Source organism: Paraburkholderia dipogonis, assembly GCF_042680985.1.
GTDB lineage: Bacteria > Pseudomonadota > Gammaproteobacteria > Burkholderiales > Burkholderiaceae > Paraburkholderia > Paraburkholderia phytofirmans.
In genome coordinates, this window is record NZ_JBHUFR010000022.1 from 225,751 (window position 1) to 242,564 (window position 16,814).

Genomic DNA, 16,814 nt, shown 5'->3' on the forward strand with positions numbered 1-16,814 from the left:
CGGCATATCTCGACACCAACACCCTGGACATTCAGGATGACGGGTTTTGAATGAACAAATTGTTATCCTAACTAATGGAAAAAGAATGGGCACACTTAAAGCACTCTTCGATCTTTCCGGCAAGACAGCGCTCATCACGGGGGGCTCGCGCGGACTCGGTCTGCAGATCGCCGAAGCCTTGGGCGAACTGGGCGCCAGAATCGTTCTGTCGGCACGTAAGAGCGACGAATTGCGCGAGGCTCAAGCGCATCTCAAATCGCTTGGCATCGAAGCGCAATGGATTGCCGCCGACTGTGCGGTGGAAGCTGAGATTCAAGGTCTCGCCGACGAAACGCTGGCGCGGCTTGATCGTGTCGACATACTCGTCAACAATGCCGGCGCCACCTGGGGTGCGCCGGCCGAAGACTATCCGATCGAAGCGTGGGACAAGGTAATGAACCTGAACGTCCGTGGCCTGTTCCTGTTGACGCAGCAGATCGGCAAACGTTCGATGATTCCGCGCAGGAGCGGCAGGGTCATCAACGTTGCGTCGATCAACGGCCTCCGGGGCAACCGGCCTGGGTCGATCGAGACCATTGCCTACAACACGAGCAAAGGCGCCGTGGTCAATTTCACGCGCACGCTGGCGGCTGAGTGGGGCCGACACGGCGTTACGGTCAACGCCATTGCACCGGGTTTCTTTCCTTCGAAGATGACGCGGGGGTCGCTTGATCGCCTCGGTCCTGACGAGCTGGCGGCCGAGGCGCCGCTGTGCCGTCTGGGCGATGACGAAGACCTGAAAGGCGTTGCGGCGCTGTTCGCGTCAGATGCCGGCAAACACATTACGGGGCAGATTCTGGCCGTGGACGGCGGCGCCACCGCCGTTTAATGGAAGGTGTTCCGGGCGCCCGGACTTCGGCGCCCCGCATGTCAGTGTTCGACTCAGGCGACTTCGAACAGGCCTGCCGCCCCCATGCCGCCACCGACGCACATTGACACAACGACGTAACGTACGCCGCGCCGCTTGCCTTCGATCAGCGCGTGGCCCACCAGGCGGGCACCAGTCATGCCATACGGATGGCCAATCGAGATGCTGCCCCCGTTCACGTTGTACCGGTCCGGATCGATGCCGAGCTTGTCGCGGCAGTAAAGCACCTGGCACGCGAACGCTTCGTTCAGCTCCCAGAGACCGATATCCTGCACCGTCAGGCCGTGCAGCTTGAGCAGCTTGGGAATTGCGTAGACGGGACCGATGCCCATCTCCTGGGGAGCGTTGCCGACGACAGTCATTCCTCGATAAATGCCGAGCGGCGCGAGGCCGATCTGTTGCGCGAGTTTGCCGTTCACCAGCACGCATGCGCTCGCGCCATCCGACAATTGGCTCGCATTGCCAGCAGTAACGACTCCACCGTCGGCGACCGGGGCGAGGCCGCTCAGCGACTCGAGCGTCGTGCCGGGACGATTGCCTTCGTCGCGTGCGAGCGTGATCTCCTGGTACGATGTCTGCCCGGTGACCTTGTCGGTGACCAGCATCCGGGTGGTGAGTGGCACGATCTCGTCCGCAAAGCGGCCTTCGGCCTGAGCCTGGCCGGTACGCCGTTGCGACTCGAACGCGTACCGGTCCTGCGCTTCTCGCGAAATGCCATACTTGCGCGACACGAACTCGGCGGTTTCGAGCATCGGCATATACGCTGCCGGTTGCGCGGCCAGCACATTCGCATCCTGCTCAGCGCGTACCCACTCGAAGTAGCGGTTCTGGACGGCCGAGATATTCTCCTGGCCGCCCGCAACGACAACCTGCATGCCATCGCACGTGATCTGTTTGGCTGCGGTAGCGATCGCCATCAGGCCCGAGGCACATTGCCGATCAAGCGTCTGCGCGCCGACCGAAGCCGGCAGCCCGGCAGCCAGCACGCCGTGCCGGGCGATATTGCTGCCGGCGGTGCCGGCGTTGAGCACCGAGCCGATCACGGCGTCCTCGATGCGATCGGGCTCGATACCTGCACGCAGCACGGCATGCCGGATCGCGTGGCCCAGCAGCGTGGGCGAGTGCGTGGCGTTGAAGGCGCCGCGATATGCCTTGCCGATCGGCGTGCGGGCTGTCGAAACGATGACTGCTTCGGTCATGATGCGTCCTTGATGGAATGGGCGAACAGCAACTGAAAAGGTGTGCGTTAGCGCCGTTCAGAACCACTGATCGGGCATATTGAGCGGCGTTGTTTCGACGGGATCGAGCACGGCGAGCCAAGCTGGCACTTTGGGCATTTCCCAGCCGAAAAAGTAATCGCAGGCGGCGAGCTTGCCGCGATGAAAGTCGTTCGCGTTCGGCCCGCCCGCCCGTGCGCTCGCGGTGATTGCCTGATCGAGCCACAGCCAGCCGACAACGACATGGCCGAATGCTTCGAGATAGGCGGCCGCATTCGCAAGCTGAAGCTCCGGGTCGTCAAGCGCGTGCAGCGTATCCGTCACGGTGCGGATTCGCTCCCATGCGCCTGCGAGCGTGCAGGCATGATGGCGCAACGATTCGCCCGATTGCGCGCGCGCAACGGTATCGGCGATTCTCCCGCCGAGCACTGCCATGGCCGCGCCGTTATGGATGCGTGTCTTCCGGCCGAGCAGGTCGAGCGCCTGGACGCCGAACGTGCCTTCGTGGATCGGGTTGAGCCGGTTGTCGCGATAGAACTGTTCGACGTTGTACTCGCGCGTGTAGCCGTACCCGCCGTGCACCTGGATCGCGAGGTCATTGGCTGTGAGGCCCCATTGGGAAGACCAGCTCTTCACGACCGGCGTGAGCAGATCGAGCAGCAACTGCGCTTCGTCGCGGGCGAAGTCGTTCTCCACCGAATGGATATCGTCGCTGAGGCGGGAGGCGTACAGGCACAACGCCAGCGCGCCCGACGCGTACGCCTTCTGTGCGAGCAGCATGCGCCGCACGTCGGCGTGACGAATGATGGGCACTTGCGGCGCTGTCTGGGCGCGCTCGCCGCGTGCTCGTCCCTGCAGGCGCGTCTTCGCGTAATCGAGCGCGTGCAGATAACCCGTATAGCCGAGCGCCGCGGCGCCGAGTCCAACCGAGATGCGTGCCTCGTTCATCATGTGGAACATATAGGCGAGCCCTTTGCCCGGCTCGCCGACGATTTCGCCGAGCGCACCTGCTTCACCTTCCGGGCGATAGCGTCCTTCGCCGAAGTTCAGGACGCAATTCACCGTGCCGCGATAACCCATCTTGTGATTGATGCCGGCCAGCACGACGTCGTTGCGCAAGCTGGTCTGCCCATCCGCGCCGACCAGCTTGCGCGGCACCGTGAACAGTGAGATGCCCTGCACGCCGGCGGGCAACAGCCCATTCTCGTCCGGAATTTTCGCCAGCACGAGGTGGACGATGTTCTCCGCAATGTCGTGATCCCCACCGGAAATCCACATCTTGTTGCCGAACAGGCGGTAGCGGCCATCGCGGGTCGGCACCGCGCGCGTGCGGATATCCGCGAGGCTCGAACCGGCTTGCGGCTCCGACAGGCACATCGTGCCGAAACAGCGGCCTGCCGCCATCGCCTCGACGTAATGAGCCACCCGCTCGCGCTCGCCGTGCGCGATCAGGAGATTCGCATTGGCGATCGTGAGGAATGCATAGCCTGCCGTGCCGACGTTGGCGGCGAGCAGGTACGCCATGCCGGCCCGCTCCACGGTAGACGGCAGGCTCATGCCGCCCCATTCCGCTGGAAAGGCGGCACTGATGAGGCCGGCATCGGCAAACGCGCGCAATGCGCTGCCGACCTCCGGATTGACAGTCACACGCTCGCCATCGAACGAGGGTTCGTGGCTATCGTTCTTCTTGTTATGAGGCGCGAAGAGATCGGCCGCGAGCACTTCGTAGACGTCCAGCACGGACGCGTAATCGAACCTGTCCTGACCGGCAAAGCGCGGGCGCTGGGTGAGCGATTCGATCTGAAGCCAGTCGAAAAGAAGGAAGTCCAGATCGTGGCGGGAGAGGATGAGTTCGCTAGTCATGGGCTGGGGTGGGAGAGCAGGAGCGGGTCGAGACCGAAGCCAATTCCGCGTTGTGAATCGTTAAAAAGCAGGATCACTAAGCGTTAAGACGTTTCCGGCAGATCTGGAAGTGTGCGCCAAACTTCAGGTGTTGATGAGCGTCAACCACTCGGCCACGAGCGCGGGCTTGGGCTGGTGCTCGATTTCCACGGTGACGTCTATCGTCAACTGGTGGCTTCCTGGGTTTCGTTGCGCGACCTGCTTCAACGTAAAGCGTCCACGTATCCGTTCACCGGTGCGCACGGGAGTCACGAAGCGCAGACTGTTGAATCCGTAGTTGACGGCCGCGCGTTGACCTTCGAGCGTGGGAACGACGTCGAACGACATCGCCGAAAGCAGCGCAAGGGTCAGGAAACCGTGCGCGATCGTGCCGCCAAACGGGCCTGCCCGCGAGGCTTCCTGATCGACATGGATGGCTTGCCTGTCGTGCGTGAGGTCGGCGAAGGCATCGATCGCAGCCTGGTCGACGCGTAGCCAGCTGGACACGCCCAGTTCCTCGCCAACGAGGGCAGATAACTGCGACGGCGACAGCGGTGCGTGACCTGAATGCTCGGCAACAGGCGTGCTGCCGAACCGGCCGCCGTGAGCCGCTTCGGCAAGCGTGCCGGACGCGTCACGCATGTTCCTGCTCCGCGGCCTTCGCTTCGGTAAAGCCGGCCTTGAGCAGTTCGATATCGACCTGCGCACCGCCCGACGCGGGAACGGACTCGCCGTTGCGCGCCGCGACCTCGTTCAGACGCTGAGCGAGCGTGTGCGGCACCTGTTCACCGGTGCCGAGGTGGATGCCCTGCGTCAGGGTGATGTGCGCGGCTTCGAAGCTGCCCGCGCCGGCGCACAGCACCATGCGGGTCGGTGCCTTGTCGCTGGCGAGTACGGCCACGGCAGGACTGACTGAACCGGGCGAGAGGGCATCGAAAGCGTCCGGGGACACGAGGCCTTCCAGCATGCGAGTGCCCGCCGAGGGGGCGAGGCAGTTGACACGGATGTCGTACCGCTGCCCCTCGAGCGCGAGCGTTTGCATCAGGCCGACCAAGGCCATCTTCGCCGCGCCGTAGTTGGACTGCCCGAAATTCCCGTACAGGCCCGACGACGACGTCGTCATCACGACGCGGCCGTATCTCTGCTCACGCATGACATCCCACACTGCCTTCGTGCAGTTCACCGAACCCATCAGATGGACTTCGATCACCGCGCGAAAATCGTCGAGTGTCATCTTGCTGAAGGTCTTGTCGCGCAGGATGCCGGCGTTGTTCACGAGGATGTCGACGCGCCCCCAGCGCGCAAGCGTCTCGTCGACCATGCGCTGAACCTCTTCGGCGTCGGTCACCGACGCACCGTTTGCAATCGCCTCGCCGCCCGCGGCCACGATCTCATCGACCACCCTTTGCGCTGCCGTGGTGGAACCCCCGCGGCCGTTCACATCGCTGCCGAGGTCGTTGACGACGACTTTTGCCCCCAGGCGCGCGAGCAACAGTGCATGTTCCCGTCCGAGGCCCGAGCCGGCGCCGGTCACGATGGCAATTCGATTGGTCAGATTGATCGTCACGGCTTGTCTCCTTGATATTTGTACAGGTTTTAGATCAGAGCCGAATTGACGAGGAAATGCAGCCAAAAGAGCTAAGAATGGAGTTGATGTTAGGTGGCGATTCAATTTGAGTCAATTTATTTTTGAATGTTTGTACCGTTTTTACGTGGGCGGTGCGAACAGCTTCTGATATCCCATTTCGTCGAGCGCGCCGAGAAACTCGAGTCGCAGATCGCTCAGCGCGGCGAGCTCCGCGCCGGTAGCGAGCAAGCGAACCTGCATACCCGTGAAGAGGCTGCACATGAGCAGTCCATGGGGCGCGGGCGCCGCGGTGTCGAAGCCGAGCAGGAGTCGATGCCAGGCGCGGCTGCGGTCGCCGAACCATCGACCTACGACCGGCCTCAGTGCCGGCCGTCTCGCCGTCTCCACTTCGATCGCGAGGGTGGCGAGGTTGAGATCGCTGAATTGCGTGACTTCGCGGACCAGCACGGCAGTGGTCAGATCGACGATCTGGTCGACGGTTGCGGTCGCGAGGTCGATCCCATTTACGCTTTCGCGATAGCGCGCCCTGGCGGCTTCATAGAGTTGTTCGCGCGCCGCGTCGATCAGCGTGCCGACCGGCTTGAAATAGTAGGACGGCAGGGCTGGTGCCACGCCCGCCTCGACGGCGACCGAGTGTCCCGAGACAGCGCCGGCGCCGCGCGCCGCCATCAGCCTGATGGCGGCATCGAGCAGTTGCTGGCGGGTTTCGCGTCCCTTGCTGCGTTTCGTGGGCGCGTGTTCCAACGCGGGCGCGGGGGTATCGGGGGTATCGGAGCCAGGTTCGGCAATGACCTTGTCCAGGCCAGTGGCGAAGCAGGTCGCGGCCTCGTCGGGAGTCAGTCCCAGCGACGTGATGATGAACAGCAGGCCGATGGTCTGGTCGATCGCAGCCTGAACGCGGAGTGGTTCGGTGCTCGCGCCGAGGAGCGAGGCGATATCTGTCCAGATCCCGCGCAGGCGCGCGTACCAGACCTTCGCGAGCGCGCGCGTGTCGGCATTTCGAGCGGCGATGAGCATGATCTCGCACCAGGCGATCGTGCGCAGCCGATCCCGTCCAGCGGCATTGCGCAACAGACGAACGAGGAATTGCTCGAAGGTCGGGCGGTCCGACGTGCGTGCAGCCTGCCGGGACGCGAAAGCGCGAAAGCGCGTCGCGTAGTTTTCGAGGAGAACGGCCGAAGCGTGCGCGAGGAGGTCGAACTTCGACGCATGGTGGTAAGTCGTTGCGGCTAACGAAACCTGAGCGCATTTCGCGACGTCGCGATGCGTCAGGCCTGCTTCGCCGATTTCGCCCAGCAGGTGGATCGTTGCCTGCGCAATCCGGTCCTGTGTGATTTGCGATCGTTGCTGCTTGGGTTGCCGCGCGGGCGCCGTTTTCGGGAGCATGTTGAGAAGTTTTCGATTCCGTAAGTGCGTCATTGTGCCTAAAGGGCGACACGGCGCGACGGTCTCCTTACGCAAACATCGTGTTGCCGGCGATGATCACGGGCTCGGATACGGATAGGGCGCTACACGGGCAACGGTGGTCGCATTGGAAGACCGCCGCGACGCGCGCCTTTTCGCGACCAATGATGCGATCGCCGTGGCTGCCTTAACGCTGGCAGGCGGCGCGGTCTTCTTGCGCGCGTAGGTGTTTTCCCTCCAACCAAATCGCCTTGAATTTAGGCCAATTAGCCACTAATATTAGGCCAATGAAACGTAAATTATAGGCCGTAAACACGTAAATATTGATGTCAAAAGGCAGTCGGAACGGGGCTTGGCGGAACGGAGGAGAAGATGGACGGTAGCGCGGTTTCCTTGCGGAGCATGATCAACAAATGGCTGGCGCCGACGTCGGCATCGCCGATCCGGTTGACGCGGATCAGTTGCGTAACACCGAGACCTATGCGGTGTGTACGCGCGGAGTGCATGGGTGCGTCAGGCTCGCTGACGATCATTTTTTTCCGCCACGACAATGGCTCGTGGTGCGTCTTTCCTCCGGCTTCCACTCGGCCGAGTCTGTTGCCGTCCCTGATGGCCGCATGAGAGCGTCCTGCGCAAGCCGCTGTCTTAAGGGAGAATTGCTATGGATATCGAAAGAAGTGAATGTGATTCCGCCATGTGATCGCGCGTGACAGGCCTTAGTCGTGAGCGGCGTGCGGAGGGCGGGATTCGCGACGATTCCGATCACGTGCTCCCGCCACCGCAAGATCATCGGGCCAGCATATCTCGAACACCGTGCCGCCACCGGCAGCCGCGCCGCACGTGGCCTTTCCGTGATGAGCATGGGCAATGGCCGCAACCACGGCCAGCCCCAACCCACTGCCTTTGTTTCCGCCTGAGGCGCGTGCCTCGTCCGCGCGCCGGAAGGCCTTGAACACGTGCGGCGCGAAATCGGCGGGAATGCCCGGGCCATCGTCCTCGACGCGCAAGCGGCACATGCCCTCGTCGACGCGCGTCTGAATCCGGATCGAACCCGGCACGGCATGTCTGCGCGCGTTTTCCAGCAGGGCGAGCAGTGCCTGGCGGATTCGCACGGGGTCGCAGCGCGTGGGCCGCTCGTCGAGCTCGAGAACTGGATGTTGCCCAGCCGCCTGCAACGCATCCGTGAACAGCGCGACCACTGCCTTGACGTCAGCGGCGAGATTGGTTGTTCGGATCTCGATGGCCAGATGGCCGCTTTCCGCGAGGCTGATTACGCGCAGATCCTCGATCAGCCGCGTCAGTCCCTCGACCTGCGTCAGCAGGCTGCGGAACTGGGATTCATCGGCCGGAAACACACCCTCGGCGAGTCCCTGCAATCGTCCGCGCAGGACGGTGACGGGCGTGCGCAGTTCGTGGGCGATTGCCGCGTTCCAGAATACCTGTTCCTCGGTCACGCGCTGCAGTTCATCCGCGAGCGCGTTGAAGTTGTCGGCGAGCAGCGCCGCTTCGCGCAGCGAGCGGTCACCCGCGACGGCACGCGCGCCGAGATCGCCGCGCGCGACGCGGCGGATGCTGTCCGCGACGGAGTTCAGCGGCACCAGGATACGGCGCGCCAAGTTGATCCCGACGAAAACGGCGAGCGCGAGCACCACGAGCGTGGTCGCGATCAGCCACATCCATTCCGGGCCGGTCGGAATCCAGTTCGTCTGCTCGTATTGGTTGGGCCAGTAGATGAAGGTCAGGGTGTAGAACACGTAGGCCGTCAGGACGACCAGCAGCGTCGCACCGAATGCCATTGCCGCCATCCACAACGCAATCTGCCGGCTCAGCCCCTCCAGCCTCATTCGGTGCTCCATAGCCGGTAGCCGACGCCGCGCACGCTGACCGGAATGCCGGTCACACCGAGATCCTCCAGCTTTTTGCGAAGCTTGCTGACGTGGCTGTCGACCGTGCGCTCCAGCGTGTCCCCTTCCGGCAGGCAGGCGGCCATCAGTTCGGCACGGCCGACCACGCGTTTCGGCGCGCGCGCGAGATGCGCCAGCAGCTTGAATTCGGTCAGCGTCAGCGCCAGCACATGACGCTCCTTGCCGACCTCCACCGTCGCCTCATGGTTGTCGAGATCGATCTCGAACGGCGCCGCGCGCAGCATGCGCTGGTCCTCGCGCCGTGAGCCCGCCATCGACCGGCGCAGCACGGCCTGTGTGCGCGCGACGACTTCCGCGGGATTGAACGGTTTGACCACGTAGTCGTCGGCGCCGATGCGCAGTCCCATCAGCTTGTCGATGTCCTGATCGAGCGCGGTCAGCATGATGACCGGTGTGTCACCGCGATGGCGGATCCCGGCGAGCACCTGCCAGCCGTCGACGTGCGGCATCTGCACGTCCAGCAGCACGAGATCCGGCTTGAGCGATAGATGCAATTCCAGCGCGCGGCGGCCGTCGGCGGCGTGCACGCAGCGCAGGCCGCTGCGAGTCAGATAGGCAGCGAGGATATCGGCGATTTCGGACTCGTCCTCGGCAATGAGGACAAGCGCTTCGGGGCCGCGGGCGGCGCCGGCCAGGTGGGAGGAGGTGGTCAAGGGCACTGCTTCGCGTTCATTTGGGGTCTCCATCGAATCTCCATACTACCGCACGCGAATACCCATCGAACAGGCCGAGACTGCCGCAGTTGCCTGGCGGCGGTGGGCTGCCGGAGCTGATGGAGTCACTATGAAGAATTATCGACGGCACCGTTGCGGTGTCGTGTACGCGTTGATGGCGGCGTGCCTCGCGGGTTGCGGGCAATCCGGGCCACAGAGCGCGCCTTCCGCTTTGCCCGTGGCCGCGATGACCGTTGCACCCGCGCCGCTCAAGCTGACCGAGGACCTGCCCGGCCGCGTCGCGGCCGTGCGGGTCGCGGAAATCCGGCCGCAGGTCAGCGGCATCGTGCTGCGGCGCTTGTTCGAGCAAGGCACGGAAGTGCGCGCCGGCCAGCCGTTATTCGAGATCAATCCCGCGCCGTTCAAGGCCGACGCGGACACGGCCGCCGCGGCCCTGCAACGGGCCGAGGCGGCGCTCGCCCGCGCGAAGGTGCAGGCAGCGCGCTTCCAGCCGTTGGTCGAGGCGGACGCGATCAGCCGCCAGGTCTACGACGACGCCGTATCGCAGCGCGACCAGGCTGCCGCCGACGTCGCGCAGGCGCGCGCCACGCTCGCGCGCCGCCAGCTCGACCTGAAATTCGCAACGGTGGAAGCGCCGATTGCGGGCCGCATCGATCAGGCGCTCGTGACTGAGGGCGCGCTCGTCGGCAGCGGCGACAGCCAGCCGATGGCACGCATCCAGCAGATCGATCAGGTCTACGTGGACGTGCGCCAGCCGGCGGCGTCGCTCGAATCGCTGCGGGATGCGCTGGCGCGGCAGGGAAGCGCCAGCGCCGGGCTGCCCGTCGAGGTGCTGCGCGATGACGACACGCCCTACGACGTGAAGGGCCGCATGCTGTTTTCCGGCGTGAACGTCGACGCCGGCACCGGCGACGTGCTGCTGCGCGTGCTGGTCGACAACCCAAAACGTCAGTTGCTGCCGGGCATGTACGTGCGCGCCCGCATTCCGCGCGCGAGCTACTCGAACGCGCTGACGGTGCCGCAGCAGGGGGTAGTGCGCGCGGGTGGCAAACCGCAGGTGTGGGTGCTCGATGCGACGGGCCATGCGCATCTGAAGCCGGTCGAACTGGGCGAGCTGACTGACCGCCGCTACCGCATCCGCTCCGGGCTTCATGCCGGGCAGAAGATCGTGGTCGAAGGGATGGAGCGCCTGTCGGACGGCGCGCAGGTCGCCGCGAGCGAGTGGAAGTCGCCCGATGCCGCCGCGGCGGCGTCCGCGCACTGAGCTACGAGGAGCATCCTGATATGTCCGAATTCTTCATCCGGCGCCCCGTGTTCGCCTGGGTCATTGCGCTCTTCATCATCCTGTTAGGCCTGATCGCGATCCCACAGTTGCCGATCGAGCGTTACCCATCGGTTGCGCCCCCGACCGTTACTATTTCCGCGACGTACCCGGGCGCCACCCCGCAGACCATGAGCGACGGCGTACTGAGTCTCATCGAGCGTGAGCTGTCGGGCGTCAAGAACCTGCTCTACTTCGAATCGTCCGCGGACACGTCCGGCACGGCGCAGATCACCGCCACGTTCAAGCCCGGCACGGATCCGGCGATGGCGCAGGTCGACGTGCAGAACAAGCTCAAGGCCGTCGAGCCGCGCTTGCCCGCGGTCGTGCGCCAGAACGGCGTGATCGTCGAATCGGCGTCGTCCGGCTTTCTGATGTTCATCGGTCTGCGCTCTGACGGCGGACGTGTCAGCGAAGGCGCGCTTAGCGACTATATGGCGCGCAACATCGTCGAGGAGCTGCGCCGCATCGACGGCGTGGGCCGCGTGCAGTTGTTCGGCTCCGAGCAGGCGATGCGCATCTGGGTCGATCCGGCGAAGCTGATTACCTACGGCCTCTCGATGGGCGACCTGACGACCGCGATCAGTCAGCAGAACGTTCAGATCGCGCCGGGCAGCGTCGGGGCGTCGCCCGAGTTGCCGGGTCAGCGCGTGACGGTGCCATTGACGGCCCAAGGCCAGCTGACGACCCCTGCACAGTTCGCCGCCATCGTGCTGCGTGCCAATGGCAACGGCGCCAAAGTCGTGCTGGGCGATGTCGCGCGTGTCGAGCTTGGCTCGCAGTCCTACACCTTCGTCAACCGCGAGAACGGCAAACCCGCGACCTTCGCAGCGGTGCAGCTCGCGCCGGGCGCCAACGCGGTGAAGACTGCGGATGCCGTGCGCACGCGGCTCGCGGAATTGAGCAAGGCGATGCCCGCCGGCATGAGCTATTCAATTCCGTTTGATACAGCGCCCTTCGTCAAGGTCTCGATCGAGAAGGTGCTCCATACGCTGCTCGAGGCGATGGTGCTGGTGTTTCTCGTGATGTACCTGTTCCTGCAGAACGTGCGCTACACGCTGATCCCGGCCATCGTGGCGCCGGTGGCGCTGCTCGGAACTTTCACGGTGATGCTGGCCGCGGGCTTCTCGATCAACGTGCTGACCATGTTCGGCATGGTGCTCGCGATCGGCATCATCGTCGACGACGCGATCGTCGTGGTGGAGAACGTCGAGCGGTTGATGGCGGAAAAAGGCCTGTCGCCGAAAGACGCCACGTCCGAGGCGATGAAGGAGATTACGGGCGCGATCGTCGGCATTACGCTCGTGCTGACCGCTGTGTTTATTCCGATGGCGCTGGCGAGCGGCTCGGTCGGTGTGATCTATCAGCAGTTCACACTATCGATGGCGGTGTCGATCCTTTTCTCGGCGTTTCTCGCGCTCACGCTGACGCCGGCGCTATGCGCGACGATGCTCAAGCCGGTCGAGCCTGGTCATCACGAGAAGCGCGGCTTTTTTGGCTGGTTCAACCGCCGCTTCGAACGGCTGACGCGGTGGTACGAATCGCGCGTCGGCCGGCTGGTTGGTCGCACGGGTCGCGTGATGCTGGTGTTCGTCGCGATTGCCGGCGTGCTGGTGTTCGCGTTCAGGCAGCTGCCGTCGTCCTTCCTGCCTGGGGAAGACCAGGGCTACTTCATGACGAGCTTCCTGCTGCCCGCCGACGCGACGAGCGAGCGCACGCTCGACGTGGTGAAGATTCTCGAGAAGCACATCTCTTCACGTGCGGTGATCCAGTCGAACATCTCGATCATCGGCTATGGCTTTTCCGGTTCCGGCGCGAACGCCGCGCTGAGCTTCAGCGTGCTCAAGGATTGGGACAAGCGCAACGGCGCGAGCACGAGCGACGAAGCGGCGCGTGCGCAAGAGGCGATGGCCGGCGTCACCGAAGGTATGGTGATGAGCCTGTTGCCGCCCGCGATCGACGAGCTGGGCAACAGCTCGGGTTTCACGATGCGCCTGCAGGACCGCGCCAACCAGGGCGAGGCGGCGCTCAAGGCGGCCGAGGTCAAGCTGCTCAAACTCGCGGCGCAGAGCCGGATCGTGACCGGCGTCTACCCGGACGGCCTGCCGCCGGGCACCAGCGTGCGCCTCGATATCGACCGCCAGAAGGCCGAGGCGCTGGGCGTGTCGTTCGCGAGTATCAGCGACGCGCTGTCCGCCGCGATCGGGTCGACCTATGTGAACGACTTCCCGAACGCCGGACGCATGCAGCAGGTAATCATCCAGGCCGATGCCCCGGCTCGCATGCAGGTCGATAACGTGCTGAAGCTCTACGTGCGCAACGCGAGCGGCGGAATGGTGCCGCTTTCCGAAGTGGTTCGTCCCGTCTGGTCCGAGACGCCACTGCAACTCGTGCGCTTTCAGGGCTACCCGTCCGTGCGTATTGCGGGCAGCGCCGCACCGGGCCAGTCGAGCGGCGCGGCGATGGCCGAGATGGAGCATCTGGCCACACAACTGCCTCCCGGCTTCACGCTCGCGTGGACGGGGCAGTCGTTGCAGGAGCGCCAGTCCGCGTCACAGGCGCCGATGCTCATGGCGCTCTCGATGGTCGTCGTGTTTCTCGTGCTGGCCGCGCTCTACGAGAGCTGGTCGATTCCGCTGTCGGTGATGCTGGTGGTGCCGCTCGGGCTGATCGGCGCGATTGGCGCCGTGTTGCTGCGCGGCTTGCCGAACGACGTGTTCTTCAAGGTCGGGATGATCACCGTGATCGGCTTGTCGGCGAAGAACGCGATCCTGATCGTCGAATTCGCCAAGCAGTTGCGTGAGCAAGGCAAGGGTCTTGTCGCATCCGCCATCGAGGCGGCGCGGCTGCGGCTGCGGCCGATTCTGATGACGTCGCTGGCGTTCGGCCTCGGTGTGGTGCCGCTGATGATCGCGGCGGGTGCGAGTGCCGAGACGCAGCATGCGATCGGTACAGGCGTATTTGGCGGCATGGTGAGCGCCACGGTGTTGGCCGTGTTCTTCGTGCCTGTGTTCTTCGTGTTCGTGATGGGCTTCCAGGAGCGCTTCGAGGCATGGCGGACGTCCCGCCGGAAAGACGCTGCCGCGCGCCGGGAACAAGAGGGTTAATGTAATGCGACTGTTTATTCTTCCTGCAATTCTTCCCGTTGTAGTGGCTTTGTCGGCTTGCTCGTTGACGCCTGCGTTAGTCAAACCCGCGTTACCCCTGCCGACGGCCTACACGGCCAGTACACATGCGGCAACGCACGTGAACGCGGCCGATCCCGGGTGGCGCTCGATGTTCGGTGACCAGCGCCTGCAGCGCCTGATCGAGCTCGCGCTGATCAACAACCGCGATCTGCGTGTGGCCGCGCTGAACGTCGAGGCGGCCGAGGCGCAGTATGGCATTCAGCGCGCGGCCCGCTTGCCTGCAGTCGATGCGACAGCCAGCGCGACGCGCGAGCGTACCGCGGCCAATGCCGATGCGAACCCGCCCGTACTTGCGGCAACTCAAAAGCAGGTCGGCGTCAATGTTGGGCTCAATGCGTTTGAGATCGATCTGTTTGGCCGCGTGCGGTCGTTGTCGGATGCCGCTTTTGCCCGCTACCTGGCGAGCGATCAAGGGCGTCGAGCTGCGCAGATCGTGCTCGTCGGCGCAGTGGCGGACGCCTATTTCGCGGAGCGTCTTGCGCAGGAGCAGCGCCAGCTATCCGAGCGCACGCTGGCCGACTGGCAGCAATCACTCGACCTGGCTCGCCGACTCAGGGCGGCCCATCAAAATAGCGGCGTGGACGTGGCGCAGGCCGAAGGTCAGGTTGCGAGCGCCCAGGCGGACCTCGAGGCGCGCACGCGTGCCGTGGCGCAAGCGCGCAATGCGCTGCGCCTGCTGGTCGGCGCTGAAATGCCTGCGGATCTTCCCGAGCCACTGCCGCTGGAACAGCAGCCCGTCATGACTCGACTGCCGGCGGGCTTGCCATCCGACTTGCTGTTGCGGCGGCCCGACATTCTTCAGGCCGAGCAGAACCTGGTCGCGGCTAACGCCGATATCGGGGCGGCGCGCGCGGCGTTCTTTCCGCGGCTGTCGCTCACGGCTTCACTGGGCTTTATCAGTCCGGCCATGAGCAGTCTGTTCAATGGAGACCAGCGTGTCTGGAGCTTCGCGCCGCAGATCACCCTCCCGCTGTTCCAGGGCGGCAGGCTGCGCGCCGAACTGCGTCTCGCGGAAGTGCGCAAGTCCGGCGCCGTCGCCGAATATGAACGCGCGATCCAGACGGCGTTCCGGGAGGTGGCCGACGGCCTCGCCGGCAGCGAAACCTTCGGACGGCAGATCGAAGCACAGAGCAGGGTGGTCGCCAGTGCCGAGCATCGTGCCGATCTCTCCAGTTTGCGCTACCGCGCAGGCGTCGACGGCCGTCTGGAGCTGCTGGATTCGCAGCGGCAATTGTACGCGGCGCGGCAGACACTGCTGGACCTGCGGCGCGCCGAGTTCGGCAACGCGGTTGCGCTTTATCGCGCGCTGGGTGGTGGCTTGAGAGATACGGATGTCGCGCCGCCAAATGGCGTGACCAGGGGCTGAGAAATGAACATTGGTCGAGAACAGTTTCGATGAACAACCAACCTGAGAACACCGATCGCTCGGAAGTCGTGTTGCTGATCCACGGACTAGGCGGGACGCAGCACGATCTGGGCAGACTCGAGAGCCGCATTGCCGACATGGGCATACCGACGGCTGATCTTATGCTGCCAGGCCATGGCAGTCATCCTGACGACCTGCGCGATGTTTCCTTCGAAACATGGCTCGGTGCGGTGCGGCGAAAACTGGCTGCATTGCGCGAGCGTTACCGAACCGTGCATCTCATGGGCATGTGCATGGGTGCGCTGCTGGCACTGGAGGTGGCCAAACTCGAGGGACTAGGGCGAAACGGGCGGGACAGGTTGATCTTGCTGGCGCCGCCGTTGTTCCTCGATGGGTGGTCGCTGCCGTGGTACCGGTTTATCCGTCACGCGCTTTATCGCGTTCCTCTGTTGGCCAGGTACCTCAAGGTTAACGAACGGAGTCCTTATGGTGTCAAGAACAAACGTCTACGGACCGTGCTCGCGCGGAAATTCTCATGCGGACACAGTCGTCACTATGCATGGGTGCCGTTGAGCACCATCCAGGAACTCGATCGGCTGCGATGGAGCGCGGCGCGAGACCTCGACCGCGTGCAATGTTCGACGTTGATCATCCACGCGGTGGACGACGAGTTGACGAGCCTGAAGTCGGCTCAGTACATTCGCGACCGGGTCAATCGCGAACATGACAACGGCAAGGCCCGCCTCGCTGTGCTTGGCGACAGCTATCACATGATCTGCATCGACAACGAGCGCGAAGATGTGGCCCGGCAGGTGACGGCGTTTCTGGCGCCCGTGTAGAAGGGCGGGCACGCAGCAGGATCGGACGCGCCCATTCGCTCAATCTCATGGGCTTAAGGGTGCCAGGGAGGTTTGATTTGAATAAAGTACGTGATTTGAGTATTTGGGAGCACACGCTTGACCAGATCGGCAACGATCAGGATTCCACGATAACAGCGGAAAAAACGTCCGGCAAGGATCCGAACTCTTCTTACAGAGACGTACTGCCTTCAAGGGCGCGAAGAATCAGGCTCGTGGAGCGGCCCACTCGCACCACGGCAATCCTGTCGTGGAGCGATCCGACGTCGTGCCGTTATGCGTATCAGGGTTGGTGTGTGAGCCGTGCCGAAAGCATCGGAGTGTGCGTTCTGAGCGGGTTGCCGATACTCAAAGGAGACGAGGTTTACAAGCCACGTGCGTCAGGATCAAGGCCACGGAATGCGAATGCAATGATCCTGCGGCGGGTGCTCGAACACGAGCGTATAGAGTTGGCCTTCTGTGATATCTAGCGAGATGGACTTATTC

14 protein-coding genes are annotated in these 16,814 nt (G+C 64.0%); 6 read left to right on the forward strand and 8 right to left on the reverse strand.

Annotated elements, in window-relative coordinates:
- The first annotated feature begins 85 nt into the window (after nt 1-85).
- The gene (locus ACFSNN_RS28170) at nt 86-868 is read left to right on the forward strand and encodes an SDR family oxidoreductase (protein WP_134465015.1); all 783 of its coding nucleotides are present in this window, start codon (nt 86-88) and stop codon (nt 866-868) included.
- 53 nt (nt 869-921) lie between these two features.
- Here ACFSNN_RS28170 and ACFSNN_RS28175 read toward each other — a convergent pair whose 3' ends face one another.
- From ACFSNN_RS28175 to ACFSNN_RS28210, 8 genes are all read right to left on the reverse strand, one after another.
- Nucleotides 922-2,106 carry an acetyl-CoA C-acyltransferase gene (locus ACFSNN_RS28175; RefSeq protein WP_134465013.1) on the reverse strand — a complete coding sequence of 395 codons (1,185 nt, stop codon included), beginning with the start codon at nt 2,104-2,106 and terminating at the stop codon, nt 922-924.
- Nucleotides 2,107-2,163: 57 nt separating this feature from the next.
- Nucleotides 2,164-3,987 carry an acyl-CoA dehydrogenase gene (locus tag ACFSNN_RS28180; protein ID WP_134465011.1) on the reverse strand — a complete coding sequence of 608 codons (1,824 nt, stop codon included), beginning with the start codon at nt 3,985-3,987 and terminating at the stop codon, nt 2,164-2,166.
- Between the two features lie 123 nt (nt 3,988-4,110).
- Nucleotides 4,111-4,647, reverse strand: coding sequence for a MaoC family dehydratase (locus tag ACFSNN_RS28185; protein ID WP_134465009.1), 537 nt, complete (start codon nt 4,645-4,647; stop codon nt 4,111-4,113).
- On the reverse strand, nt 4,640-5,572 hold the full coding sequence (locus ACFSNN_RS28190) for an SDR family NAD(P)-dependent oxidoreductase (protein ID WP_134465007.1): 933 nt from the start codon (nt 5,570-5,572) through the stop codon (nt 4,640-4,642). The genes ACFSNN_RS28185 and ACFSNN_RS28190 overlap by 8 nt, the downstream gene beginning before the upstream one ends.
- A gap of 141 nt (nt 5,573-5,713) precedes the next feature.
- A complete protein-coding gene (locus ACFSNN_RS28195; RefSeq protein ID WP_166799377.1) occupies nt 5,714-6,979 on the reverse strand; it encodes a TetR/AcrR family transcriptional regulator in 1,266 nt (421 codons plus the stop codon).
- Between the two features lie 347 nt (nt 6,980-7,326).
- Entirely contained in the window at nt 7,327-7,530 is a 204-nt protein-coding gene (locus ACFSNN_RS28200) for a hypothetical protein (protein ID WP_166799376.1), read from the reverse strand.
- 183 nt (nt 7,531-7,713) lie between these two features.
- On the reverse strand, nt 7,714-8,841 hold the full coding sequence (locus tag ACFSNN_RS28205; RefSeq protein WP_134465001.1) for an ATP-binding protein: 1,128 nt from the start codon (nt 8,839-8,841) through the stop codon (nt 7,714-7,716).
- The gene (locus ACFSNN_RS28210) at nt 8,838-9,608 is read right to left on the reverse strand and encodes a response regulator (protein ID WP_134464999.1); all 771 of its coding nucleotides are present in this window, start codon (nt 9,606-9,608) and stop codon (nt 8,838-8,840) included. The genes ACFSNN_RS28205 and ACFSNN_RS28210 overlap by 4 nt, the downstream gene beginning before the upstream one ends.
- A 97-nt stretch (nt 9,609-9,705) precedes the next feature.
- On the opposite strand from ACFSNN_RS28210, the gene ACFSNN_RS28215 reads away from it, so the two are divergent.
- The 5 genes from ACFSNN_RS28215 to ACFSNN_RS28235 are packed head-to-tail and all read left to right on the forward strand — an operon-like array spanning nt 9,706 to nt 16,798.
- Entirely contained in the window at nt 9,706-10,860 is a 1,155-nt protein-coding gene (locus ACFSNN_RS28215) for an efflux RND transporter periplasmic adaptor subunit (protein WP_134464997.1), read from the forward strand.
- A gap of 20 nt (nt 10,861-10,880) precedes the next feature.
- Nucleotides 10,881-14,024, forward strand: a complete 3,144-nt coding sequence (locus tag ACFSNN_RS28220; protein WP_134464995.1) for an efflux RND transporter permease subunit — start codon at nt 10,881-10,883, stop codon at nt 14,022-14,024.
- Between the two features lie 4 nt (nt 14,025-14,028).
- Nucleotides 14,029-15,471, forward strand: a complete 1,443-nt coding sequence (locus tag ACFSNN_RS28225; RefSeq protein WP_134464993.1) for an efflux transporter outer membrane subunit — start codon at nt 14,029-14,031, stop codon at nt 15,469-15,471.
- A gap of 29 nt (nt 15,472-15,500) precedes the next feature.
- Nucleotides 15,501-16,310, forward strand: a complete 810-nt coding sequence (locus ACFSNN_RS28230) for an alpha/beta hydrolase (RefSeq protein WP_134464991.1) — start codon at nt 15,501-15,503, stop codon at nt 16,308-16,310.
- 47 nt (nt 16,311-16,357) lie between these two features.
- Complete coding sequence (locus ACFSNN_RS28235; protein WP_134464989.1) at nt 16,358-16,798, forward strand: DUF3331 domain-containing protein; 441 nt, start codon at nt 16,358-16,360, stop codon at nt 16,796-16,798.
- The last annotated feature ends 16 nt before the right edge of the window (nt 16,799-16,814 follow it).